Consider the following 23,638-nt stretch of genomic DNA (forward strand, 5'->3'; position numbering starts at 1 on the left):
TGTCGCATCTCCCTCGTCGGTTTCGATAACCCCCTTATGCGCGATATTACGTTGCGAACGAGGATGCAGAGGGCGCCAACCGCCAGAGCCAAGGGTCATGACAGATTTCCAAGTCGTACCGCGCCATGTGGCGTACGGTGGGCTCTCGAACATGACACCGATTGATCTGGATCAAGCAATTTCCGTGTGTAACTTGAGCCTGCCTTCTGCTTCGGGTCATCCGCGTCGATTTTGGCGCGTCCGCAGTGGTCTACTCCCTGAAAAGTGGTCCTCCCTGAATTTGGCTATCGCGATTGGCTGGCGAGAATCGGCTTCTTGGTAATCGGCGAGCGCCCTTGGCTGGCTCACCGCCAATGCGACACCTATCGATTTGCCCGTCCTGACGCGCTTCGCCAGTGGACGCTTGCCTTCGCTCACACTGATTCTTGACATGACCACCGCGCCCGTGCCGTCGCGCCTGGTGCTGCGCCTATGGTCGACAGACGTAAATTTGTCCGGTGTAGCACCAACGCCGGTGGATCGGCTCCGGTGTGGAGGAGCTAGCTTGCCCGACACCTTTCGCTGGTCACGTCGGCCACAACATGAACGTCGGTCGAGACGCATTGACCGCTAAATTTCCTAATGGGAAACTCGCGACGCGCTCCGATGAAGGTGGAGATGCGGATTGAGACGGGCGGGTGCTGCTCCTGCAAGATCAGCGATAGGAAGTAGTACCTCAGCTCGACGCGGAAGCCTCGACGGAGCTGATCCAGCGATCACGACTTCTGAGGCAAAACTCCTTGCGCAGATGTTTGCAGGGGTGCGGTGTGTTGCATACCCTGCCAGCCAAGCCAGCCGGTGTAGAGGCCGACAAACACGATCAGGACGGCTGAAGCATAAGGCGCTCGCCTTGCGAAGCTGCTGAAGCCCGACCAGCGGCTCGAAACGTGCTTGACGCTGAGCGCCGCGAGAACGCCGGCCGATACCATCGTCAGCGCTAACCCAATGCTGAAACACACGACCAGCACGAACCCAAGGCTGAGTTGCTTTAGCTGCATACACAGAAGCAGCACGGTAATCGCCGCAGGACACGGAATCAGGCCGCCCGTCAGGCCGAAGAGAATGATCTGCCCGGTCGTGACCGTACGCCCGTCAAACCGGCGTCGAATATCCGCGGCATGCGCGCGAGCATGCGCATCGTCCTCGTCGCCGAGATTCATGTGGCTGTGGTCGTGCTCCTCGAATGCGATCTCGTGGATCTCGGTGCCCGCCGTATTGTCGATCTCCAACCGAACGGTGAAGGCATGCGGCTCCGGGATTTCATCCACGCTTTCGAGGAAGTCGCCCTTCGCCACGAAGGCAAACGCCTGTCGTGTGCTGTCTTCGCGGGTCGTGCCGAGGTTAATCTGATTAGCGGCTGGCAATTCGCCCCTCTCGGAGCGAATGCGCCAGCGTGGCGGGACACCGTCTTCAAAAACCTCGACCGTCAGCAATCCCGTCCGCGTCGTGATGTGTTGGACCTCATCGTGATTATGGTGGTGGTGGTGCTCCTCGGCATTTTGTTCCCGCCAGGTCCGCCATGCCATCCAGACGGCAATGCCGATGATGATGGCAGCCGAGGCTAGCTGGAAATAGGGCTCGCTCGCTTCACCGCCCCACTGTTGGCCGAAATACTGACCACCAAGGGCTATCACCCAGACGACTGCCGTGTGGGACAGCGTCGCTGCAAGCCCAAGCAGGACCGCCTGCATGACGGTTCCGCGAATTGCGATGATGAAGGCCGCCATCATTGTTTTGGAGTGCCCCGGTTCGAGCCCGTGAAGCGCGCCTAAAAGAATGGCAGTCGGGACGAACAGCCACGCGTGCGCGGTGCCTTGCGCAAGGAGATCGGTGAAGGAGGTCACGGGACAGCTTTCTTACTTCAGATAGGTGCGAAGGACTTCGATCAGCTCTGCCGCACCCTTGGCGCGCGTCTCGTCCTGTTCACTGTCGGGGTTCACGACATGATGGCGGATGTGGTCTTCCATCAGTTCGACGGTCAGGCCGTTGATGGCACCGCGCATCGAGGCGACGAGCATGAGAACGTCAGCGCAATCACGCTCCTCTTCCAGAGCGCGCTCGACCGCTTCCGTCTGGCCTTTCAATCGACGCACGCGCGCCAGCAGCTTCGATTTGTTCTTAATCGTATGAGCCATGCCGTCGCACCTTATAATATAGGTAGGTACCCTATAATTGACTGACTTTATCCCGACAAGGCTGGTACGCCCTTTCGACTTCATCATCGTAGGCGGTGGGACCTTCGGCTCCGCGATTGCAGAACATCTTTGGTTTCGTCAGAAACAAGCCGGGGGTGGACTGCGCACACTGGTCGTAGAAGCCGAGCTGTTCAGCATTCCTGAGCACGTCCAGAACACCGGCATTCAGGGTTTCGCTGACCCGGCGAGTCCTTTCTTTTTGAATGAGAACGCGCCACAGCCGGAGCCACCGCGCAATGAGGTCTGGGGCCTTCCTTGGAAATCCACTATTCCCTTCAAAGGGCTCGCCTACACGGTAGGCGGCCGATCGCTATATTGGGGTGGCTGGTCGCCTCGCCTTTAGATGAAGAGATGGCGACTTGGCCTGCAGTCACTGTTGTTGCCCTGAACAGCCGTTATTTCGACGAGAGCTCAAGACAGATCGGGGTCTGTTGAGAATGGCTGCAACGTCAATATTGCTGCCGGCGGCCGCTGCATTTGAGGTAGAAGCGGTATTGCCTTCGCCAAGGCTGTAGCCAAGAAAAGCGAACAGCTAGCCTGGCGGACTTCGATCGTTGATCTCATGAAGGCACTTGATGTCGATTCTGGCCTGAGCGCTCGCAAGGAACTGGCGAAGGATCTGGGCTATCCAGGCGACATGAATGACTCCGCGACGATGAACATTTGGCTTCATAAGCAAATGATGGCACAGCTGGCGGCTAACGGCGGCAAATTACCGCCCGATCTCACCCGCGCAGCTTGGCGAGGGTTCGCATCGTTATTCATTCCAACAGGAGTTCGGCAAGTGGCGATCGGTACTGTGAAGTGGGTTCAACGGGCAGAAGGGCTATGGGTTCATCGAGCCTGAGAGCGGCGGCAAGGACAAGAACCTTCGGGTCGGTTGATCATTGACCCGGCGAGCTGAGCCGGATGTACGCTCGCTCGCGATGTGGATGGCCCGGGCAATGCTTCGGGCCATTTGCATGTTCGGGTGACGTGATGGCGGCGCTCTCCCGCTTCCAAACCATTTTTTAACGGATCTCGTTGGCCGCTTTGCGAGGGGTCGGATTCGTTCTTAAGAACGAAGGGGAGTCAAACGGAGAACTCTCGGCATAACCACCAGCATCGCGCCGGGGTCCTACGCAGGGTAGCTTATGACCGCTCCTCGGCGCTCCGCAGAGAGCGTCATCTGAGCCTCAACAATCTTGCCGGGTCCGAGTATATGCCGCACCGGAATCTGACGTGAGATGAGGTAGTCGGCGATAATTCGGCGGTGACATCGCCACCAAACGGCTTCCGCACACATGATCGCGGTCAATTCGTGCTGACTCGTTGCAATGATACGTTCCAGGCCGGCTAGGAAGGCCTCGCTCATCGCGTAATCGGCGTAGTTGTGAAAGCTTTGATTTTCCCAGAACGCGTTGATCTCTTGAGCAATCATCTTGCTCTTTCCTCGGTGGCCGCCCAGCGCGGCGCAATAGACATATCCGATCTGGAGGCTTTCCAGAGCATCCGAGAGAGGCTCGCGGTTGAAATGCGGAAACCTACGCGACGACGGCAAGCTTCGGACGTCAACCAATGTGCAAATTTCCGCAGCAATCAAGAGCTCGGCAAACTCGTCGATGGTTCGGGTGGAATGTCCAACGGTGTAAACGGGATTCGTCACGCTTGCCAACCGCGCCCCGCTGAGGAAAGTTCCTCGCCTTCTGCGCCGACGTTGCTGTCGAACCAAGGGGGCCGCGTCGGCGCGCATGCGAGAAGTTGCGTCTTCGCCGTCACGGTCCGGGCTGGTCGTGCTGATCGAGCTGTTGCTTGTGGCAATTCTTCCGGGAGCCGTCTGAAGTTTCAGCTGCACGAGCCCACATCAGCGAAGCGCGCGTACGCAAGACTCCTATTTTACCCGACTGACCATTACATTTTCCGCGTCGCATGTGGAGTATCGCGATGGCCTGCCGCAGTCCGAAAGATTTGGCCGATCGGATGGCTACTCGGCGCCGGCAAGCGAAGGCTGATGATGGCTACACGCGAGATACCTTCACCCAACTGCGGGGAGCAGGTTCGGAGGACGGCGAGAGCCTCGATCGATGGCCTGCTGCCGCTTACATGACCGCGGTCAAGACTTGGCGAGAGCTGTCGCCGGCGAGATCGAGTTCACGATGGCTGCTGAGCGCGGATTAAGAGCGTTCGGCCCCAAAAAGGCCCACCGGCGAAGGAACAGCGGGCCAATTCGGGTTCGGGATTATTGGGTGCAGGAGCTCCCGTTCCAGTGGTTCAACACGCAGGGCAGAGCGATGTTCCTAAATGAACAGCCCACTTTGACCCACGCGAAAGGCCCGCTGGAATCGGGGGTGAAGCGGGCCTTTCGGGACCAGGATCGGCTGTACCAAGCGATCAACCGGTCCGGATGAATAACGCGGGCGGCGGGGATGTGTTTCAAAGAAAGCCCCGCCACGGAGGCGGGGGCTAATGTGGAGTGAAGAGACGGCCCGGACCAAGGAACCGTCCGGGTCCTATAATGCGAAGAGGCTGCAGGGGTTCCGCGTTAGGAAAAACCCGCCGACGAGGGGCGCGCCCGACGGGCTCCAGGGGTTGGACGAAGGAACGTGGGGGACGTTTTCGCCCATGTAGATCAATGCGCGGCAGAGGAAGGCGTTCCGTGCAAGGGGCATACAAAAAAGACCCGCCAGTTTCCCGGCGGGTCAAGTCTTGGGTCGAGCTCCGGACGGACTGATCACCCGTCCGGGGCGGATAATGCCTGCGGGAGATGACCCCAGTCAGACCAAACTGTGTGCACAAAAATCCCGCTGAACATAGCGAGATGAGGTTTGATGCTGATCGAAAGGATCGGCAGCAGCGGCTTCTTCGGTAATCGCGTAAACTAAACCCCGCTCTGGCGGGGTTTTCTTATGAGAAAAAGGCCGCCCATTGGGCGGCCTTCTGTAAGGTGGATGGGACTGCACGACGCTATTAAGTGCCGCCGCTGTAACCAACTTTTTCCTGACCCTGCGATTTGTTGTCCGGATTATCTTCCTTTACGGCCTTCCTGATTTCGGCCTTTCGGATGTCTTCATTCTGCTGTTGCTGAACTCGCGGCCTCTCGCCTCTGTTCTGTCGTTGGTCGGGATTTTTTTGGTTTATGGTCATTTGGTCCGGATATCCAGGATCCGGATTTGGCCCACCGGCGGGAGCCGAGTTGCTGGACGGCCGCATATTATCGGGAGCGGGCGGTGGATGGCGACCGTGCGGGTCCTGGTATACGTCTTTGCCCACACTGGGACGCGTTTCAGGATCGTAGCTCATCGAGAGCTCCTTTCATTCTGTTTTCCGCGGGATGTAAGACCAACCGACGTGCTTCGGACGCGTTCCGAAAGAACTGCTGTTCCTTCGTTACAGTTGGTTCACCTTTCGTATTGTGGCGCAGCTGCGTTGCCGGCTCAGTTGATCGCTTCGACATTCTGAAGCTTCGCCACGGAATGAGCGCATGAAAAAGCCCCGCCGGCGAGAGAACCGGCAGGGCTCAAAATGGATGCAGCTCAATCGTCGTCGTGGTCGTTCACCGGCTCGTCCGTCTCGCAGACTTCCATGGTCTTCATGCCGGCCTCGGCTTCGGTCCGGGTACCGAAGATGCCGTGGTCGACGATGCTCGTCGTAACGGTTGGCTTCTGGTCCACGATGGTGCACCGCTTGGTCGCCGGATCGCGCACCACGTAGTATTCCTCACGAACCGTCGCCGTTTGCGCCAGCGCCGACGTGGTTGCCAATGCGATGAGCGCGGTCATGGCAAATTTCTTCATAGGTGCGGTTCCTCGATTGTTCAACGGAGAACCAAACGCGGTTTGCTTTGGGTTTGTTCCTCACTCGAAACTGTGAACTCCAACCCTCTGATCGTGCCAACCACCTTCTTTTGCGGAACTGCATTGAACGCTTCGCGGAGTTTAAGCCTCATCTGTTGGATAGCGACCATTTCAAGCTCCAGATTGTGCTGTTGATTGGCGAGATGCGTAAGGGAACAAGCGAGAGATGCCTGTCTAGCTTGATCGATCGAGAAGCTGCTCATTGGGTTGCTCAGGACACGAATGCGGGACGCATATAACTTCAGTAATCGGGAGTTGTTCCTGGCAAGGATCGGTCGCGCGGGATTTGCGCCGTGCACGGCCCGGCAAAAGTAGATCCGCGCGATAAATATGAATGGTCTGCCATATGGAAGGCCCGGGCAATGCTTCGGGCCATTTGCTTTTCCGCCGGCACGCTTGCCTGCAAACTCGACCCCGCTCCGGCGGGTTTTCTAGTTCGGGTCTCGGGGCCGGCCGCTTAGAATTATGCTCCGAAGTTCGCTTCGGAGGGGTTTTCTGGCCCGCTCGGCAAAGCCTTACCCACGATCGTCAGGATCATCTCTAAATCGCGCTTCATGACGGCGGTGTCCTCACTCTCTATGGCAACACGGGCCAGTGTTCGGATAAGCCCGTACGAACAACATGCGGCTGTGACACAGCCGGACATGAGCGACCTTCACGAGTACCGTCACGCCGTTGAGGAGAACGATCTCGTGGCTCCAGTCGAACTGGTAAGCTTCTCCCGGCGCAAAGCTTAACGGAACATAGGCCGCCGCGGTCGATTGTCCGCGCTCCTTGCTCCAGCGCCTGGCGTAACGCCGCACGGCACCTGTGCCTACCGCAAATTAAATCCGAACATAATGATGGTGCAGTCCGCCCAGGATCGGTCGACAGAGAATGCGTCCGGCTGTCTCGACGGCACGTGATATCGGCGCGTCCTTGTTCAATGACAAATGGGTGCGCGTGCCGTTGTAGTAGCTCATGTACGAGAGCAGCACGTGGCGCAGATGGCGTTCGCCGGCTACCACCCCTGCGGATCGATCCGATCAGCCGTTCAGCATACGCATTTTGCCACGGTAAGCGAGGAGACGTCGGACGATCTCGAATGCCGATGGATCGAACGCGGCGGATAAATATCTCGCCATAAGCTCCATCGCGGTCCCGGATCAGGTAACGAGGGGCCTGCTCCCAGCCACACGCCTCCGTCAGTTGATTGGCAATCCATTCGGCCGTCGGATGCGCGGTCACCCCAAACCACAGGATCTGCCGCCGGCCGTGGCCCATGATCAGCAACCCATAATGCAGTCGGAACGAGATTGTCGGAACCACGAAAAGGTCCATCGCCGCGATACCGTCAGCATGGTTACGAAGGAACGCCTGCCATCCTTGTGACGGAGGGGCCCTCCTCCGCGCCATATACGTGGCGACGCTGGTCTGGCCGATCTCGATACCAAGCTTGAGAAGCTCACCATGGATTCTCGGCGCACCCCACAACGGGTTGGCGAGGCTCATCTCGCGGATCAGCCGGCGAATTTCCAACGGCACCGTTGGTCGGCCGCAGCGGCGTCGCGATTTCCAGCGCCAATACGATCGGAAGCCCGCCCCGGTGCCATCTTATAACAGTGTGATAATCGTTGTCTCGGTTGACCGGGCTGTCGCGCAGCTCATTGCCCTGGATGTTGTTGGATGCCGTCGGAATCAGCGGCATCGGCGCGCAAGCCGTTGCGTTCCAGCGTCATGGGATGGAAGCCCCGAAGGGGTGAAGACCCGAAGCGCGGGGCTTCAGCGCAGCCGACAGCTCGGTCCAGAGGGAGACGCCAGACCGTGCTTCCGATAGACGTAGTCGCTGTTATCGCCGCCAAAAAGAAAGCGACGTGTTCAAATGCTCACCGATGACGAAATCGAGCAACTCAAGCGACGGAAGCTATGCTTCCATTGTGTGGGAGAAGCCTTTCTCCGCGAGGAAATCAGCACGACAGGAAAAAAGGTGAAGTGCTCTTACTGCAAGAGAACAGCCCGTTGTTACAGCATCGGCGATATGGCTGGGCGCATCGAATTCGTCTTCGACCAGCACTACACCCGAACGGCCAACGAGCCGAACTACATGCAATCGGCCATACTATCCGACAAGGAGTCGAGCTACGAGTGGGAGCGCGCCGGCGAGGAAACTGTCGATGCAATCATGAATGCTGCAGATATTCCCGGGAGGGCTGCCCAGGACATCCAGAGCATTCTCGAAGAGCAGTTTTCCGACTTTGATTCCGCTGCGATGGGCGAGGAAACCGAATTTTCGTCGGAATGTCATTACAAAGAGAAGGGAACGAACGACGCCCGTTTGCAGGCCGAATGGCAGGAGTTTGAGCGTTCGCTCAAGACGGAAGCGCGCTTCTTCAGCCGCACTGGCGCCCGTCTTCTCGCCTCTGTGTTCGACGGCATCGATGCGATGCAGACACGCGACGGACGATCGATGATCGTCAATGCTGGACCAAACACCTCCCTCGCCGCCGTGTACCGCGCCCGAGCGTTCCAGTCCGACGACAAGCTCGAGGTAGCTCTCACTCGGCCAAACAAGGATCTTGGATCGCCGCCATCAGTTCACGCCAGTGCCGGCCGGATGAATGCTCGCGGAATCTCCATCTTCTACGGCGCCAATGATCCAGACGTTGCGCTCGCCGAGGTACGACCGCCGGTCGGCAGTCAGGTCGCGGTCGCGCGCTTTGAGATTATTCGGCCAGTCCGCCTTCTCGACCTGACGGCGCTAAGCGATGTCAGCACGCACGGCAGCATCTTCGACCCGAGCCTCAATGATCGACTTGAACGCACGATGTTTCTGAGAAACCTCGGCCAGCGGATTACAATGCCTGTGATGCCTGACGACGAGGTGTTCGAATATCTGCCGACGCAGGCGATCGCGGATTTTCTCGCAACGGAGACAGCAACGCCTGTCGATGGAATCATTTTTCCATCCGTCCAGGTTGCCGGCGAGGCGTTGAACGTCGCTCTGTTTCACACAGCCGCGCGGGTGGAAGAAGTTGCGCTGCCAAAGGGGACGGAGGTCACCGCACGCCTCGGATGGATGGAACGAGAAGGTTGGGAGCAAGACTACACGGTGATTGAGCGCGTGCCGCCGGCAATAGAGACGCCACCGCCGCCGCCGAAGGGGTTCGCGCATATCCCAATGGATTTTGAGGCCCCCTGGGAATCGCCGGACCCGGATGGGCGCCCGGTCACCCTCAAGATCGATCTGGAATCCCTTAGGGTCCACATCGTTGAGGCGGTGAAATTCAAGACCGTGGAATATGAGGTCAAGCGTCACCGCTGGGAGAAGCGCGAGCCGGATTTTTAGCGAGGTAGAACGCGTGCGCGGCGATGTATAGATAATTTTAGGAAACTGAAGGCCACCCTCGGGAGGTATACGTTCAACTATGCCAACACTATTCGCTGAGAGTGACGCGCCGATACGGGCGTATAGCGATCAAGAACTCACCGCGGCGATCGCGACATTGCAAGCGACTATTGAAAAATGGGCGCGCACAAAAGATCTATGGTTCGATTGTGGCTTTAAGACCTATGACGAACATGTCGATGGCGAACCGAGATCTCCGGCTGCCGTGTCGTTGATGTGGTTCGAAGGCCCGTTGCACAACGTATTTAATGGCACGTATGATGACGGGTCGCATGACGAATTTCATGCCCTAGTCGATGGCCTGGGTTTTGAGTGGGAGAACCGAGACGGAACCACTATCGCTTTCTATGCGCTGGACGCTGCCCTCTCCTCAGCATTCGATTCGTATTTTCAATGGCAGTGGATCTGCAAACTTATTCAACCAGACTGCGATGACGTCTATGAGGAGATGTATGCTCATTTCGCTCGACGGCCAGACGACCTTCATCGCCTTTCGTGGCGGGAATATGAGACTCTACTCCATCGCATTTTTCAGAACCAGGGGTTCCAATCCGAGTTAGGATCGGGCCGAGGTGATGGCGGCGTGGACGTCCGACTGCTGCAGCGCGATCCGATCGGCGATGTAATGACCTTAGTGCAGGCAAAGAAATATGCGCCGCATCGCAAGATCAGGCTCGAGGCCGTACAAGCGCTGCACGGCGCTGCTACTGTCGATGGTGCGCAAAAGAGCATCTTCGTAACGACATCTGCATACGAACCGGTCGCCAAGCGGTTCGCGGCGAGAACTTCTGGATCAATGACACTGGCGACTTCAGACGATGTCGCCAAGTGGTGCGAGACAGCATCGGCCGGAATCGTTACCGACAAATCGGCCCTGGTATCGAAGGCTCATGTGGGTCGTATCATCGACGACGTATCCCTGATCCTGACCCAGGAAGCTGGTCCATGTTGAAGGCAATTTTTTCGGGCATTCTGAACCCCACGGAGGGCGGATGCCATGAAACGGAAGCGGTTTTCGGAGGAACAGATTGCCTTTGCGTTGAGGCAGGCAGAGAGCGGGACGACGATCGAGGAGATCTGCCGGAAGATGGGGGTCTCGGAGCCGACATTTTATCGATGGAAGAAAGTCTATGCCGGCATGGGCGTGAGCGAGATCCGGCGGCTGAAGCAGCTTGAGGACGAGAACGCGAAGCTGAAGCGTGTGGTGGCGGATCTGACGCTGGACAAGGCGATGTTGCAGGACGTCCTGCGAAAAAAATGGTGAGGCCCGCCGTCCGACGTGAGGTCGTATTCCATCTGCAGAAGGTCTACGATATTGGCGAACGACGGGCCTGCAAAGCGACCGGCTTTCATCGCTCTTCACAACGCTACAAGTCGCGCGGCGATCCGCAAACCGAGCTGCGCATTCGGCTGAAGGACCTGGCAGCCAGCCGGGTGCGTTACGGTTATCGGCGTCTCCACGTCCTGCTGCTGCGCGAGGGCTATCGCTTGAACCACAAACGCACTTACCGGCTGTATCGCGAAGAAGGCCTGTCGATCAGGACAAAAACGCCGAAGCGCAAACGGGCCTGGCGCTATCGTTCCGATCGGCCGAAGATCGCCGCCGTGAACCACTGCTGGGCGATGGACTTCATGTCGGATGCGTTGTTCAACGGTCGCCCGTTCCGACTTTTGACCGTTGTCGATTGCCACACCCGAGAATCACTTGCGATCGTTCCGAGAACGAACTTCAGGGCCTTCCAGGTCGTCGAGGTTCTTGAGCGGCTGGCAAGGGAGCGCGGCAAGCCAAAGACCATTCGCTGCGACAATGGCCCCGAGTTCGCCGGCAAGATGCTCGACCAGTGGGCCTATCACAATGGCGTCGAGATCGACTTCTCGAGACCCGGAAAGCCAACGGACAATGCGTTTTGCGAGGCCTTCAACGGTCGCGTCCGGGCGGAGTGCCTGAATGCCTCATGGTTCCTGTCGATGGCCGACGCTATCGAACGGATCGAGGAATGGAGGTGCCACTACAACAATGATCGGCCCCACACCTCGCTCGGCAACTTGACGCCGAACGAGTTCGCACGACAAACTCAAACAGCTCGAGAAATTGCCTGACATCTGGACCACAAAACGGGGCAGCTCCATCCCGATCTCTGGATCACCGTGTTGTTCACGCTCACTTCGGATACAACATGGTGCTCAACAGCTTTGCGCTGGTTATCAAGGAGACAAAACACGCAGCTCTCTTGATGGCTCTGCCGAGTCAGATCGTTTCTCACGACGGTTACGAACAGGCCGGCCATGAAGTTCCGGTATTGAACGACACCGCTCTTGCTATGCAACGGCCCGATTTAGTCTGGCGCGCTCGACGTCGGTTTCTGGATGGAACGGTATCCTATTGGGACGGATCGAAGTTGTATTCTCCCTGGGACGGGCGTCCCGCTCATTTCAACCGTGCGGATTAATCGGGCGCAGCTTTCGGGACGAATCCTGTAACCTCTGACCTTTCGAGAGGTAGATTCGATGTAAACGGGCAGGCTGGGGAAGCGTATGGATATTACCAGAGGACGATCCGGATGCCGGATGTCACGTATTCTGCAAGCGCCACGATTGAGCGATCGGCAGGATTAACGCGAATGAGACGGCAACCCGCGCAGCAGGTATCGGAACTCGAATCCGGAGCGAGTCTATTCCGCGTTTTTCTCTTCGCTATCGGGATGAAAAATCATCTCAAGATGCAAGATCAGAATTGGGTCCAGACTCAAGGCCGTCCTGTCGTGGCGGGAATAAGCCATGGGTTCCAACTCGCCTCGAACCATTACATCGGCCAAGGCTATCACGGGGGGTGTATAGGCGCTAACCGCGGCGCGCACTTCAGCACGCCAAGTGCGTCCCCCAGCGTTTATTGTGTAAGCTAACATGCCCCCGAGCGGGCGCCGTGTATACGGGGAATCTGTCGTCAGGAAACAGCCGATTCCATCCGCCGCAAGATAACGTGCGGCGATGTCTGCCTGGGAAACGATCGGCTTGGCTTCGATAGCGAATTCAGGCTCATCGACGCCGCTGGCAGCGTAGATAAAAAAATCAACTTTCCGCGAGTGCCGCCCGGCGCGGGCGTCGCTTTGCACCAGATCTTCGACGTGAAACTCGACTTCGTTCAAGCGCAGAAAGTGACCTGGTGGCAGTGACCGCCGTATATGACGAATGTAATGACCTAGTTCTGAGGTGATCGCATCCTCGATCGGGACACGCTCGATAACTTTGCTTCGTTTTCGGGCGCGAGGTGCGCCCAGCGCACCTCTCTTCTTCTTGAAGGCATCCCAATTTTCGGATTGCCGCAATTCCTCTGCGGCTGCCCGCAAAATTCCAAGTACCTGTTCGATGAACTCCGACCACAACTCCGCCTTGACCGGCGTGAAGCCATGCTGCTGAAAGAGCTCCTTGAGTTCCACCCACCCCGGTGCACCCGTCATGAGCGTCCCGCGAGGAAGATAGCCATCATCTGACGACTGTCAGCGAATGCACTGTCAACGGTCCAACGGAAGAACTCCAGCGGCTTGATGAACGTCACACTGGAGGTTTGATTATCGTATTCGGCTGCGAGGCTGTCAGAAAAGCTGTTCGATGATGATTTCAGATAACGTGCAAGTGCCGCTTGGCAGAGGTCGGCGGACATTTCCGTTGTGCTTGTTCGCTTGGAGGATTCGCGAAAATGCGCCGCAACCGCTCCTACGCCGGCCTCTAGATTGATATGGCTCGCCACTATGAACGCGCCGTTACGACCAATCGAACCGTCTAAGTTACGCTTCAGAACACTCTCGTATTTGCGGATCGACCTGCTGAGTGGCTTGGACAATGCCTGTTCTGGGACATCGCCATCCTGGAATCCCATACGGAATTGAAGGAACTCGTGAATGGCGCCTTCGAAATCGCCATCGATCCTAAGCGACTTCAGCACATATGAATCGAGCTCCGACTCCCTCTTTGCAAGGATCTCGTCGATGCGCGGGTCATTCAAGCTGGTAAATGGCACCGGAAACGCTGCCAGGTCGCTTGGCTCGATGTTCCGGCGATCCATCAACCAGCGCCGACCAATCGTCGCAACAAGATAGAGGGCTGCCGGCGACCGGAGGTAGATGCCGAGTGCTTTTTGTAGCTGCTTCTCTCGAGCGGTAACACGCCTTGCTGGCTTGTCGTAGAACACGCCTAGCGTGCTGGAGGTGTATCCAATGGGATGCTTGACGAAGCGAATGTTGCTGAAATTTCGCGGAACAAGCAGCACATTTCCGCCAAAGCGGTGCTGATAGGACTTGGTTACTTTTGCCAGCTGAGTGGCGGGAAGGACAAGGTCGTGTCGGTTGCCGTCGAGCGCGAACAGGTCGCCGCTGTGATCGCGCAACAGCTCTGTCGCTGAAACCGGATCGTCCGGAGCGTCAATGAGGAACGCTCGGTCGACTCCTGTTTCACTCGGATTGCCCCCTCGCCTTATGGCCGCGCCCACGGCATCGCAGAGTGTCTCCAATCGAGCAATTCGACCTGTTGCAGCGGAATCGTCCAAAAATTGATGAATTTGCCGATCGACTGGGCGCAACATAAACGCCTCGAACCAACCGCGGGGATCGCGCGCGACATAATCATGGTGAAATTTCTGCACTTCCGCGCGATCGAGCAGAATTGTCCAAGGCCACGCTTTGCGGGCCATGGGTTGGACGACGGAAAGCGGAGAATAAGTCCAAAGCCGTTCGCTTGGAGCGGGAGCACGTTTGCGCACGAATGCCGCCACCACTGCTTGGCGTGCGCTGGCAAACAGGCGGTACCGCAGGTGCGCGAAATTCGCAGCGCCTATCACGGTGAACTCACTCGCGAGCTCGCGTCGGAAGGTCCACGAAGTTGGATTGATGAACGATTTTGCGGGCAAGAGAAATCCGAGAACCCCACCATCTACGAGATGCTCACGAAGGGCTTTCCAAGCGAAGAGCTCCGCGGCCTGATTTTTTCCGATGGGAGCGTCTGCGTGGTGATTACTCCGCCACGCGTCAGCATCTTCCGATCCTAGCTTATCGAGAGTCTGCCACGGCGGATTACCGACAACACATTCGACTTGCGCCGGCAGTCCCTTGAATTCGGAGCGATCGGCAAAGAAGTCCGCATCGTAGATGTTCTTGCCGACTAGTTCCGGAAATAACTTCTCGGGCGCCATTCCGGCCGCGACGCGGGTTAGGTCACGCGGATCGGCATAGTCCAGCAGCGTCAGATAGAGGCTGAACGCGGCAACGTGGCAGGCATCCTGATTGCGTTCGATGCCGTAGATATTACGTGTCAACATTCCTCGAAGGGTGTCGAGGTCCATATTTTGAGTTTGATGCGAGGCGCGCTCACGTTCAACGATGCGCCTGTAGACGCCGACGAGAAAGACGCCAGAACCTGCCGCTGGATCGAGTGTGGTGACACCGTCCTGAAGCGGACGCTCCTCCTCGATCCGATCCAACATAAAGTCGACTAAGAAGGGTGGCGTGTAAAAAGCTCCGACACGTCGGCGTTCGCCTGTCCGAATGTTTTCCAAGAACTGTTCATAGACAGAGGACAATGTCTCGGTTCGCAGTGCCCCGAAATAGAAGTCGAGGAAACTGAGCTGGATCGCGCCCGAGTGATCGGGCTGCGCGCCATGTTTCATCACACAGCGAACGAGATTGATATGGCTTTTGTCAATTTCGGCACGCTCTTTGCGCCCAAGCGGAAAGATGCTCCCGTTGAAAATCGAATCTAGGTCGTCGAAGAAGGCCCACGTTGCGGCGGCCGACCAATCGCTATTTTGGTCACCAAGATTGATGGCAGCGTGGTCGCGGCTGACCACCCATTGCTGATCGATAATTCCGCGATCGGCCAGAAAGTAGACGTAGAGGAAACGACCAATCAGCCCGTTGGCTGCCGCCGGCGAAAGCGTCCGTGAAACGCCTGCCCCACGGATCAATACGCCACTGAGAGCATCAAGGTTGGCAAGAAGCCGTTGATCAACCCGCCCATCAACATCGATTACATGATCGCGCCAAAACAAGGACGTCCTCAGGCGGATGGCACGGAGGTCCCATAGTTCTGTAACGACATCGTCCAGCGCGCCCGGCTGTGCTCCGTCACCAAGCAAGTCTTCGATCGCCGACCACGTGTGCCAATGGACTAGACGGCTCCAATCCTGCTGCGAATATGAGAACCCGGGGCACAGCGCCACGCCGGAGGGCGTCGCCACTAGCAAAAATGGAGCAAGCCCCTGACTCCATACTTTTCGATGAATTTCTTGCGCAGCACTGGCGTCAGCGGCCTGCGCAACATAGACCAGCGGCGTCGCGATCATATCAGACAGACCGGCCCGACGTCTGAGACAAAATGCACCGATCACCGACATCTCTTGCCGGGCTTGATGCATGGGGAAGCGATGCGTTGTCAACGCGCCGAAATCGGCCGCAGGGACCCAACCAGCTGCAACTGAGTATCCCAAGCAGCTAAGCAGCAGCTGAATCTGGGAGTCGGGATCGGCGGAGCTAGCAGGCATCGCGACCTCCTAACACGCTCTGGGGGCCTAGCAGTCGATGATCGTCGATATTTACCAACGCCCTCATCTGAAGCCGATGGCGCGAAACAGCGGCATTTGCTGTGTTGGCATCGGAACACCGAAGCCTGTCATGAGTGCACGTAAATGTGGTGCTAGCGGCATCACGATCACGGTCTCATCTGCTGGGAATGTCATTTCTGAAGGTTTAGCGATCGCTAATTGCGCTCGCTCACGGAGCAAAACCACACGATCCCATAGCCCTGGGAAGGCTTTGCCATGGAAGAGCTTTTGCAACTCAGAGAAGGATTCGCGATGAGGGTGAAGCTCGATATGAAAGTCTTGCTTCATCACCAGCGCTAAGCGGAGCACCAACACGGTTTGCCAGGAGAAGCGGGCCTGGGTCCCTTTGCCTTGCGCGGGGCGGTCGGGACGAATGAGACCACGACGGCCCGTCCATTCCCGCAATTGATCGGCGGAAAGACCGGTCAGGGCCTGAACCTCGCGCGAACCGATCATTCTCACGTCGCACCTCGATCAGAGCTTACCTCTGTGTCCACGGAATGGGTATCATACCCATTTTAGGCGGTAAAGCAGCAGCAGCTCGGCCGCCGTCGAGAGTCTCCCGTTTTTCACCTTGATTTTGTCGATGTGATCAAGCCGCTCGGCCATTACAAAACAATTCACCGCCGCCCGGAGGGGGTGCCGGTGATGATCTCGTCCCAACTGAATGATCGCCTTTCGCCGGCAGCGTACAAGACGGAGGAAGGTTCGCGCCTTATGAGGACGACGTAGGCCCGCAAGGGCGCGGCGGTCCTCATCCGACAAGCCAGGGCGCGAATGCGTGTCGGAGAGCGTGATGCTACCTTCGGATTCCACCCGCGTCAGGCGCTGGTCGGCGGTCTCGGTATATGGCGCGCCCGAAGAGATTCAAACTCCTGACCCCCAGATTCGCCTGTGACCTTCACACGCGGGACTGATCCGAGTAGCGAGCAACAAGATTGCTCAGAAAAGGACTGGCTTTGCTGCTGCAACGGAGCGTTAGTGTGGCTGTTATAGCGAGCTAACAGGCTCGTGAGGATCGTGCCCCGCCGGCCTTTGGCCACTGCGGGGCTGCGGCGGTGGGCGCGATGGGTGCCCCGCAACCACGGAGATCCTTATGACCAAAGCCAAAGCAAAGCGGCCTCCGGCGACCAGACCTGCTTCAAAATCAGCTACGACCGGACCCGTTAAAGCCAGATACGTTAGCATAAAGAGAAATAGGCTAGCGGTTTCGAAGGTCTTGCTGACGGCCAATTCATCCGCCTTGCCAGCGAAAGCATCAGGCGCTCGCGCTAATTCTAAGCAGGCTCGGGTGCTCGCTTTGCTACGAGCGCCGGATGGCTGCACGATCGAAACCATCGTCAAGGCGACGGGTTGGCAGCAGCATTCGGTGCGCGGCTTCTTCGCCGGTATCATCCGGAAGAAGCTCAAGCTAACGTTGACATCGGAAGCTGCTGAAGGCGGTCGGATCTACAAAATAACTGGTAACGCCGCGTCGACCGGATCGAAGTCTGACAAGGCCGCGGCCTGATGCCATGGCGCGAAGTCCAGGATCGAGAAAGCCTGTCAGTCGACGGCTTACAAAGTTATCAATGGAAGAGGAGATTGCGCATCTGCGCAGTCTCGACTTGATTGGCCTACAGTGTCGCTGGCAGAGTGTGATGGGGCGGCCAGCCCCGGAGCACCTACCCAAGCACCTGCTGTTCGGCATCCTCGCCTATCACATCCAGGCCGATGCGCTTGGGGATCTCGATGCTGCGACGGTTCAACTTCTGAAGCGTGCGGCTACGGTGCAGTCTTTGAATGAGGTTTTGCCGCTCGTAGCGGCTCAGGATCAGCGCAAGCAAGCCATGGTGCTCGGCACTGTGCTGACTCGGGAATGGAACGGGCAGCTTCATCGGGTGATGGTCGTTGAAGGCGGCTTTGCTTTTGAGGGCAAAACCTTTGACAGCCTGTCCGGAATTGCATTCGCCATCACCGGCACGAATTGGAATGGACCTCGCTTCTTTGGTCTGCGCGCCGGAAACGGCAAGGGTGTGCGAACATGAAGCCGGCCGACAACCGGGTCGTCCGATGCGCGATCTATACGAGGGTATCCACCGACTCCGGCCTTGATCAGGAGTTCAACTCGCTGGATGCTCAGTATGACGCGTCCCAGGCCTATATCCGAAGTCAGGCGCATGCAGGCTGGTCGCTGGTCAAGGCGCGCTACGACGATGGCGGCTTCTCTGGCGGATCGACCGACCGTCCTGGCTTGCAGCGGCTGCTCGCGGATGTCGTGGCCCACAGGATCCACATCATAGTTGTCTATAAGGTGGACCGGCTGACCAGGTCTCTGGCTGACTTCGCCAAGCTGGTCGAACTGTTCGATGCCCATGGTGTGTCGTTTGTCTCGGTGACCCAGCAGTTCAATACCACCACATCAATGGGACGATTGACGCTGAACGTCCTTTTGTCCTTTGCGCAATTTGAGCGGGAGGTCACCTCGGAGCGCATCCGCGACAAGATCGCGGCCTCGAAACGCAAGGGACTATGGGTCGGTGGTATGGTTCCTCTAGGCTACGTCCTCAAGGACGGTCAGCTTCACATTCACGAGGAAGAGGCCAATACCGTTCGGCTGATTTTCCAGCGCTATCTGGAACTCAGCAGCGTCAACCGTCTCGTCAAGGACCTGAAGGAGCGAGGCTTTAAGTCCAAGGTCCGGAAACTGGCGTCAGGCGGAACGCGAGGAGGTGTGCCGTTCACGCAGGGACCGTTGTTTTACATGCTGCGGAACCGCTTCTATCTCGGCGAGGTCAAATTTAAGGGCGAGATCCTGCCTGGACCTCAGCCGGCCTTGCTCGACCGCACACTGTTTGATGCCGTTCAGCAAAGGCTGACTGAACAGTGGTCACATCGCACGACGACACGTATCCGAACCCGTGCCCTCCTTGCAGGACTTCTGTTTGATGACGCAGGTCATCGCATGATCTTGACCTACTCCAGTCGGGACCGCGTTCGACATCGCTATTATGTCTCTGCGCCTTGCATCCGGGGTCAAACGGATGCGCCGGTTGGCTCTGTCACCCGTGTGCCTGCCTCAGAGCTCGAAGCCACGATCTCCAAGGCGGTCATCGCCAACACGGACATAGATGAACCATTCTCGAACGAGAACCTATCTCGAGACACCCTTGAGCGGTTTGTCACCCGAATTGAGGTCCGTAAGAACCAGTTGGCGATCAATCTAAGGTCTGGCGAAAAAGATATTCAGCGGACCCATAACCACCACGATCCGGATTCGGCTGAAAACCGCGCCTCCAGCTCGCGCACCATAGTCGTAGCCTGGAAGAAGCCATCAAAGCCCGCGCGGGAGATCTTGCTGCCGGCGAATACACCAGAGCATCGCGCTCGGCCCATGAAGGCCGAACGCCGGTCGGCTGTGATCCGAGCGATCGGCCGCGGCCGTCTCTGGCTTCAGGAGATCGTCGAGGGCCGCGAGACGATCGAAAGCCTCGCCACCCGGCAACATTGCAGCACCCGACATATTAATATGACCATCTCCCTCGCCTTCCTTGCACCGTCACTCGTGACAGCAGCCGTTGAAGGACGATTCCCACGCGGGATCGGGGTTGCTGCCCTCCGCGATGCGCCGGCTGAATGGTCACAGCAGATGCGGTGCCTCGGCTTGGCACCCGAAGGCGCTGCCGGTTCTACCAGCCTATAACCGCATCTTATTTAGTCTATCAAATCCCAGGAACGGGGAATTGCGCCGCAGAGACAGAGCCCCAAAACCGGCCCAGACGGGTCACAGAGACCGTGCCTCCGCAGATCAAAGTTCGGAAAAGCCCGCCAGCAGCGGGCCTTTTTCGTCAGTCTCTGGAAATGCGGGAAATAACAGATTGGGTGGTGGAGCTGACAGAGATCGAACTGGCTGCCCACCACGCAGTCTGTCAAACGAGTCTCTGCGTTCCCCAGGAACGGGAATTTTCCAACGAGGCTGACGCTGAAAATAGCGACTTAGAAACATAGATGGAGACCACAAAATACGCTCGCGCCTGCTTGACGCCTACGCTCGGCCATCGGGCACGTCTACCCTAGGCATCAGTGTCGAGCAGTTGCTGCAATCTGTCACTCGGATGAGACCGTCTACGCGTTTGACGATTCGGTAAGCGAACCAAGCCTATCGATTTCGGCGATTCTCTGAAACTCACCGAAATATTCCGGCCGGTGATTTGCAAGCCAGCGAGCAATACGATTGTTGACAAGAAGCTTCGCTATATATCCGCGCGCCACAGTCAGATGCAGATTGTCAATACCGTAAGTTTCCTCAACCGACTTCACCTGGGTCTGAAGCACTGCCAATTCTCGCTCCATGCGCGCGATCTGTTGACCAGAGGGCGTGGCTGCATCTGCTCCCTTTGTCTTCTTAATAACAACGAGCTGGCTCTCAGGAGTTGCGGAGCGAAGCGCGCGGGCGAACATAACTGTGAAGTTGTTCTGGCCCCTCATCAGATCGGCAGCCTCTATCTGTCGAACAGCGGACATCTGACGCAAGATGTCAAATACCTTCATCGAACAGGGCGTGTCCTTCAATATCTCAGCAGTTTCAGGACTGATCCCTTCCAGCAGACGGAGCCTCCGTTTGATAGACCCGACCTGAAGACTCAGGGCCTCCGCAATTTCGGCCGATGAGACACCACGCTCCATGGCGCGCGCGATCATTCGGTGTTCCTGGATGGGTGGTAGTCGGTTGACGCGCTTATTGTAGGTATACGTCTCGTCGTCGGTCGCCAACAGGCAATCGACCTCTGCAATGTCGAGTTTCTTCAGGGCCTCAAGTCGCAAATGGCCATCGAGTAGGAAATACGTTCCGGCATTCTTTGTGTCGCCGATGACAACAGGCGCCTCGACCAAGCCGATCGCCTTGATGGAGCTCAGAATCTGCGCGAATTTCCGGCCTTCGCGAGCACCATCCGGCAAGGTTTTCAATGGAATTATCGCTGATAGGGGGATGGTCAATACATTGCGTTGGAAGGCTAGATGAATGCGACCATCCCCTTTGCTCGGGGTTTGCGGGGTGTCAGTCATCACTCGCTCCCGATATCCGGTTGGCGAGTGCCCGTGGTATGGTTGCCAGCCCCTCCGCTCGCAACAGGTTGAGGAAGCCCTCATCGGCAAGTAGATCTTTTAGAGCCTCGACGATGAACAAGAGCCGGGTCTGGGTGAAATCGGACTTCTTTACTAGCAATCGCTGTTTTTCTGCCTCGCGCTGAAAGACCTGCATGAGGTCATTGGCCGTCATCTGACGATTCACGCCTTTCCGACCTCGACGTCCCGGAGGCAGTCCTTTGCCTTTGGTGCGCATGCGCATGTCGAGCATGCGCCGTACAGCAGCGAGCTTCTTTCCCCGTAGTTTGCCAGCCTCATAGGCATCGAGAAGCAGTTTCTGTGTCTCATCCGTTTCTGCTCGGGAAATTTCCATGGCTAGCGTGATCGGAATGAGGCCGCCCTCGACCGCAGACACTAAGCGCTCTTCGCCTCGTTCGAGAAGCGATGCGATCATGTTGACCCAGGACAATCCGACGCCGATTTTCTCGGCGATGGCCGTGTCATTGTATCCACGTGCCCGCAAAGCGCCGATTTCTCGCATGAGGTCGATGGGACGTGGGGTGCGCCGCGCGATGTTCTCGACTAGGCTCATCACGAGGCATTTGCTCTCGCTGGCTTCGATCACCACGGCAGGGATCACGGTCTGACCGAGCATCTGGAAGGCTTCTAGCCGTCCTTCACCGCAGACCAAATCATATTTGGGACCGTCCGGCCCGTCGTGACGGCTCACCGTGATGGGACGTTTAAGGCCAATGGCTCCGATATTATTTACGATTTCCCGGTGCTGACGCTTGTTGCGTGTGCGCGGATTCAGGACCGTGATCCGCGAGATAGGGATCATTTCGATCCGGTTTGGATGAACGGCAGGCATCAGGCAACCTCAAGGAGGGGAATGGGTGTGGCAATGTTGTAGAGAAGGTCGAGGTCGTCGAAGCGATAGGCATCGAGACCAAAGGCGTTATCCTCTGTCAGCCGTACCTTCTCTGACAGAACGTCGATGCGCGGAAAAAGGTAGTAGTCGAACGGCGCGCGATTGGCGCTGTCCATGCGCACGACAATCGTGATGTCTGGGGCGAGCGACGTGTCGAAGCGAAGTTTCCAGCGCAAGAGCCCGCTTGAGGTCTGGATGCAGCGGGCGATAACCACGGACAGACTGAACTCGCCATTGACGATCACCCGGTCGGTTTGCAGATCCTGCCGGGCAGCGCTGCCCCTACTCCCCAGCCCCGCCAGTACCTCACTCAGGATCTCGGGGTGGAGTTTGCGCAGCTTCCGGTTAATCTCGACATAGCGATAATCCCGGTCCGGCGTAAAACCCACGAGGCTGTAGGCTCTGAGCAAGCTGCCGAAGCGAGAACTGTAGGCGCTGCTCGATGGCATAGTCTCAGATTCATCAATGACGATTCCCGACAATAATCCCTTCTGCTGATAGAGTTTCCTCAGTGATTGCAGCATCTCTTCATCGCTCAAGCGGAACGAGCGCCCATCGATGATTGTCCTTGCCGCCTCGAAAAGCTCGCGCTCGACGATTGCCTCGAATGCGCCCTGTGCCCTGATCCACATGTCGGGGGCATTGCGGACGCGCTTTTTCTTCAGCTTGAAGGAACGGCGATTCCAGACATTGTCGCCAACATATTTCTCGTTGATGAGCAATTGGTGGACCGTACCCCTGGTCCATGGACGTCCCAGATCAGTTGGAATGCCCCGTTCGTTGAGATCGGCGGCGATCTCGTTCTCGCTACGCCCATGATGCACGAAGGCCTGGTAGATTTCCCGAACCAGATTGACTTCTTCTGCTGGGCCCAGGGTCAGGATTACCCGATCGGTCTGGATACTCTTGTGTTCGCCACGCTCAAGAATGCCCTTGATTATTCCATGATCGTCGATCAGCGTTCGCCGCAGGCCAAAGCCCGCTGGCCCTCCCTGACGATAACCCTTTTCGATCAGTCGACCTTGGCCCCCGAACACTTTGGTTGAGAGTTCGCGGCTGTATTCGCCGGCCATAGCGCGCTTGATGCCTTTGACGATAGTCGAAACTGGGCTGCCGTCATTCTCGAACTGCTCGGCGCAATACTGAATCGAAATGCCCGACCGCCGGCAGATATGTTCATAATATGCGCTCTCGTCGGCATCCTGAAATCGACCCCAGCGGCTAACGTCATAGACGAGGACCACTTTGAAATCCGTGTTGCCGGCCTGCACATCATCGATGAGTTGCCGGAGCGCATCGCGTCCTTCGATCTTGAGGCCGCTTTTGCCGGCGTCAGCATAGGTTCGGACGATCTCGATCCCACGGGCCTCCGCATACCGCCGGATCGCATCGGATTGGTTTTCCGTCGAGTATTTCTGATGATCTGTCGACATACGGACGTATTCGGCAGCTCGAACAGGACGTTCCGGCGGCTGTGAGCGATCGTCATCGTAAGGTTTCCGGAGCGTCAAACCTCACCCCTTCCTGATTCCTGGCGGTGGCGCGAGCAACCAACCACGCCGCGCATGACAGGTCTCTGCCGCTGATCCGCACTGG

At 57.5% G+C, this 23,638-nt stretch carries 22 protein-coding genes and 3 pseudogenes; 11 read left to right on the forward strand and 14 right to left on the reverse strand.

Annotated features, from left to right (window positions below; all coding sequences use genetic code 11):
• Positions 1 to 755: 755 nt before the first annotated feature.
• Complete coding sequence (locus ACM561_RS17475) at positions 756 to 1,883, reverse strand: nickel/cobalt efflux transporter (RefSeq protein WP_425905656.1); 1,128 nt, start codon at positions 1,881 to 1,883, stop codon at positions 756 to 758.
• 12 nt (positions 1,884 to 1,895) lie between these two features.
• Entirely contained in the window at positions 1,896 to 2,174 is a 279-nt protein-coding gene (locus ACM561_RS17480) for a metal/formaldehyde-sensitive transcriptional repressor (RefSeq protein ID WP_425906747.1), read from the reverse strand.
• Between the two features lie 37 nt (positions 2,175 to 2,211).
• Here ACM561_RS17480 and ACM561_RS17485 point away from each other — a divergent pair, with 37 nt between their 5' ends.
• The 3 genes and pseudogenes from ACM561_RS17485 to ACM561_RS17495 form a co-directional block, all read left to right on the forward strand.
• Positions 2,212 to 2,577 (forward strand): hypothetical protein, encoded by a 366-nt coding sequence (locus tag ACM561_RS17485; protein WP_425906748.1) that lies wholly within the window; start codon positions 2,212 to 2,214, stop codon positions 2,575 to 2,577.
• Between the two features lie 162 nt (positions 2,578 to 2,739).
• Positions 2,740 to 2,961: pseudogene (locus tag ACM561_RS17490) on the forward strand (DUF3597 domain-containing protein); the annotation flags it as partial.
• Positions 2,962 to 3,018: 57 nt separating this feature from the next.
• A pseudogene (locus tag ACM561_RS17495) lies at positions 3,019 to 3,097 on the forward strand (cold-shock protein); the annotation flags it as partial.
• A 254-nt stretch (positions 3,098 to 3,351) separates the two neighbouring features.
• Here ACM561_RS17495 and ACM561_RS17500 read toward each other — a convergent pair.
• Positions 3,352 to 4,068: a DUF488 family protein gene (locus tag ACM561_RS17500; protein WP_425906750.1), complete on the reverse strand. Its 717-nt coding sequence runs from the start codon at positions 4,066 to 4,068 to the stop codon at positions 3,352 to 3,354.
• 125 nt (positions 4,069 to 4,193) lie between these two features.
• Between ACM561_RS17500 and ACM561_RS17505 the strand changes: the two genes are divergently transcribed.
• Positions 4,194 to 4,391 (forward strand): hypothetical protein, encoded by a 198-nt coding sequence (locus ACM561_RS17505; RefSeq protein ID WP_425906752.1) that lies wholly within the window; start codon positions 4,194 to 4,196, stop codon positions 4,389 to 4,391.
• A gap of 789 nt (positions 4,392 to 5,180) precedes the next feature.
• Here the strand turns inward: ACM561_RS17505 and ACM561_RS17510 are convergent.
• The 5 genes and pseudogenes from ACM561_RS17510 to ACM561_RS17530 form a co-directional block, all read right to left on the reverse strand.
• The gene (locus ACM561_RS17510) at positions 5,181 to 5,513 is read right to left on the reverse strand and encodes a hypothetical protein (protein WP_425906753.1); all 333 of its coding nucleotides are present in this window, start codon (positions 5,511 to 5,513) and stop codon (positions 5,181 to 5,183) included.
• A gap of 233 nt (positions 5,514 to 5,746) precedes the next feature.
• The gene (locus tag ACM561_RS17515; protein ID WP_309776039.1) at positions 5,747 to 6,007 is read right to left on the reverse strand and encodes a hypothetical protein; all 261 of its coding nucleotides are present in this window, start codon (positions 6,005 to 6,007) and stop codon (positions 5,747 to 5,749) included.
• 20 nt (positions 6,008 to 6,027) lie between these two features.
• Positions 6,028 to 6,270: a hypothetical protein gene (locus ACM561_RS17520; RefSeq protein WP_425906755.1), complete on the reverse strand. Its 243-nt coding sequence runs from the start codon at positions 6,268 to 6,270 to the stop codon at positions 6,028 to 6,030.
• A gap of 396 nt (positions 6,271 to 6,666) precedes the next feature.
• Positions 6,667 to 6,882 (reverse strand): annotated as a pseudogene (locus tag ACM561_RS17525) (IS21 family transposase); the annotation flags it as partial.
• A gap of 629 nt (positions 6,883 to 7,511) precedes the next feature.
• Positions 7,512 to 7,754, reverse strand: a complete 243-nt coding sequence (locus ACM561_RS17530) for a hypothetical protein (protein WP_425906757.1) — start codon at positions 7,752 to 7,754, stop codon at positions 7,512 to 7,514.
• Between the two features lie 174 nt (positions 7,755 to 7,928).
• On the opposite strand from ACM561_RS17530, the gene ACM561_RS17535 reads away from it, so the two are divergent.
• The 4 genes from ACM561_RS17535 (at position 7,929) to ACM561_RS17550 (ending at position 11,902) form a co-directional block, all read left to right on the forward strand.
• The gene (locus tag ACM561_RS17535) at positions 7,929 to 9,392 is read left to right on the forward strand and encodes an RES family NAD+ phosphorylase (protein WP_425906759.1); all 1,464 of its coding nucleotides are present in this window, start codon (positions 7,929 to 7,931) and stop codon (positions 9,390 to 9,392) included.
• Positions 9,393 to 9,471: 79 nt separating this feature from the next.
• Positions 9,472 to 10,404, forward strand: a complete 933-nt coding sequence (locus tag ACM561_RS17540; RefSeq protein ID WP_425906761.1) for a restriction endonuclease — start codon at positions 9,472 to 9,474, stop codon at positions 10,402 to 10,404.
• Between the two features lie 45 nt (positions 10,405 to 10,449).
• Positions 10,450 to 11,552 (forward strand): IS3 family transposase gene (locus ACM561_RS17545; RefSeq protein WP_425905403.1). Its coding sequence is split into 2 segments (ribosomal slippage): positions 10,450 to 10,711 and positions 10,711 to 11,552, totalling 1,104 coding nucleotides; the frame shifts between segments, so codons are not numbered across the junction.
• A gap of 77 nt (positions 11,553 to 11,629) precedes the next feature.
• The gene (locus ACM561_RS17550; protein ID WP_425906763.1) at positions 11,630 to 11,902 is read left to right on the forward strand and encodes a hypothetical protein; all 273 of its coding nucleotides are present in this window, start codon (positions 11,630 to 11,632) and stop codon (positions 11,900 to 11,902) included.
• Between the two features lie 222 nt (positions 11,903 to 12,124).
• Here ACM561_RS17550 and ACM561_RS17555 read toward each other — a convergent pair whose 3' ends face one another.
• From ACM561_RS17555 to ACM561_RS17565, 3 genes are all read right to left on the reverse strand, one after another.
• Positions 12,125 to 12,889 (reverse strand): hypothetical protein, encoded by a 765-nt coding sequence (locus ACM561_RS17555; RefSeq protein WP_425906764.1) that lies wholly within the window; start codon positions 12,887 to 12,889, stop codon positions 12,125 to 12,127.
• A gap of 17 nt (positions 12,890 to 12,906) precedes the next feature.
• Entirely contained in the window at positions 12,907 to 15,984 is a 3,078-nt protein-coding gene (locus ACM561_RS17560) for an HsdM family class I SAM-dependent methyltransferase (protein WP_425906766.1), read from the reverse strand.
• Positions 15,985 to 16,047: 63 nt separating this feature from the next.
• A complete protein-coding gene (locus tag ACM561_RS17565; RefSeq protein WP_425909817.1) occupies positions 16,048 to 16,500 on the reverse strand; it encodes a MerR family transcriptional regulator in 453 nt (150 codons plus the stop codon).
• Between the two features lie 787 nt (positions 16,501 to 17,287).
• On the opposite strand from ACM561_RS17565, the gene ACM561_RS17570 reads away from it, so the two are divergent.
• From ACM561_RS17570 to ACM561_RS17580, 3 genes are all read left to right on the forward strand, one after another.
• Positions 17,288 to 17,554 (forward strand): DUF3489 domain-containing protein, encoded by a 267-nt coding sequence (locus ACM561_RS17570; protein ID WP_425906768.1) that lies wholly within the window; start codon positions 17,288 to 17,290, stop codon positions 17,552 to 17,554.
• Between the two features lie 61 nt (positions 17,555 to 17,615).
• Positions 17,616 to 18,071, forward strand: coding sequence for a DUF2924 domain-containing protein (locus ACM561_RS17575; protein WP_425906770.1), 456 nt, complete (start codon positions 17,616 to 17,618; stop codon positions 18,069 to 18,071).
• Positions 18,068 to 19,726 (forward strand): recombinase family protein, encoded by a 1,659-nt coding sequence (locus tag ACM561_RS17580; protein WP_425906772.1) that lies wholly within the window; start codon positions 18,068 to 18,070, stop codon positions 19,724 to 19,726. The genes ACM561_RS17575 and ACM561_RS17580 overlap by 4 nt, the downstream gene beginning before the upstream one ends.
• Positions 19,727 to 20,148: 422 nt before the next feature.
• On the opposite strand, the gene ACM561_RS17585 is transcribed toward ACM561_RS17580, so the two are convergent.
• Genes ACM561_RS17585 through ACM561_RS17595 form a run of 3 tightly spaced genes read right to left on the reverse strand, consistent with a single transcriptional unit; the run spans position 20,149 to position 23,553 of the window.
• Positions 20,149 to 21,090, reverse strand: a complete 942-nt coding sequence (locus ACM561_RS17585; protein WP_425906774.1) for a plasmid partitioning protein RepB C-terminal domain-containing protein — start codon at positions 21,088 to 21,090, stop codon at positions 20,149 to 20,151.
• A complete protein-coding gene (locus ACM561_RS17590) occupies positions 21,083 to 21,982 on the reverse strand; it encodes a plasmid partitioning protein RepB C-terminal domain-containing protein (RefSeq protein WP_425906776.1) in 900 nt (299 codons plus the stop codon). The genes ACM561_RS17585 and ACM561_RS17590 overlap by 8 nt, the downstream gene beginning before the upstream one ends.
• Positions 21,982 to 23,553: a recombinase family protein gene (locus ACM561_RS17595; protein WP_425906778.1), complete on the reverse strand. Its 1,572-nt coding sequence runs from the start codon at positions 23,551 to 23,553 to the stop codon at positions 21,982 to 21,984. The genes ACM561_RS17590 and ACM561_RS17595 overlap by 1 nt, the downstream gene beginning before the upstream one ends.
• Between the last annotated feature and the right edge of the window lie 85 nt (positions 23,554 to 23,638).

Origin of the sequence: Nitrobacter sp. TKz-YC02, assembly GCF_049852135.1 — a bacterium.
GTDB lineage: Bacteria > Pseudomonadota > Alphaproteobacteria > Rhizobiales > Xanthobacteraceae > Nitrobacter > Nitrobacter vulgaris.

Bases quoted from the DNA above. Each gene is read 5' to 3' on its own strand.
- ACM561_RS17520 (WP_425906755.1), bottom strand. From the start codon at position 6,270: ATGAGCAGCTTCTCGATCGATCAAGCTAGACAGGCATCTCTCGCTTGT.
- ACM561_RS17575 (WP_425906770.1), top strand. From the start codon at position 17,616: ATGGAAGAGGAGATTGCGCATCTGCGCAGTCTCGACTTGATTGGCCTA.
- ACM561_RS17505 (WP_425906752.1), top strand. From the start codon at position 4,194: ATGGCTACTCGGCGCCGGCAAGCGAAGGCTGATGATGGCTACACGCGA.
- ACM561_RS17535 (WP_425906759.1), top strand. From the start codon at position 7,929: ATGCTCACCGATGACGAAATCGAGCAACTCAAGCGACGGAAGCTATGC.
- ACM561_RS17585 (WP_425906774.1), bottom strand. From the start codon at position 21,090: ATGACTGACACCCCGCAAACCCCGAGCAAAGGGGATGGTCGCATTCAT.
- ACM561_RS17510 (WP_425906753.1), bottom strand. From the start codon at position 5,513: ATGAGCTACGATCCTGAAACGCGTCCCAGTGTGGGCAAAGACGTATAC.
- ACM561_RS17515 (WP_309776039.1), bottom strand. From the start codon at position 6,007: ATGAAGAAATTTGCCATGACCGCGCTCATCGCATTGGCAACCACGTCG.
- ACM561_RS17565 (WP_425909817.1), bottom strand. From the start codon at position 16,500: ATGATCGGTTCGCGCGAGGTTCAGGCCCTGACCGGTCTTTCCGCCGAT.
- ACM561_RS17560 (WP_425906766.1), bottom strand. From the start codon at position 15,984: ATGCCTGCTAGCTCCGCCGATCCCGACTCCCAGATTCAGCTGCTGCTT.
- ACM561_RS17540 (WP_425906761.1), top strand. From the start codon at position 9,472: ATGCCAACACTATTCGCTGAGAGTGACGCGCCGATACGGGCGTATAGC.
- ACM561_RS17580 (WP_425906772.1), top strand. From the start codon at position 18,068: ATGAAGCCGGCCGACAACCGGGTCGTCCGATGCGCGATCTATACGAGG.
- ACM561_RS17550 (WP_425906763.1), top strand. From the start codon at position 11,630: ATGGTGCTCAACAGCTTTGCGCTGGTTATCAAGGAGACAAAACACGCA.
- ACM561_RS17480 (WP_425906747.1), bottom strand. From the start codon at position 2,174: ATGGCTCATACGATTAAGAACAAATCGAAGCTGCTGGCGCGCGTGCGT.
- ACM561_RS17530 (WP_425906757.1), bottom strand. From the start codon at position 7,754: ATGCCGCTGATTCCGACGGCATCCAACAACATCCAGGGCAATGAGCTG.
- ACM561_RS17590 (WP_425906776.1), bottom strand. From the start codon at position 21,982: ATGCCTGCCGTTCATCCAAACCGGATCGAAATGATCCCTATCTCGCGG.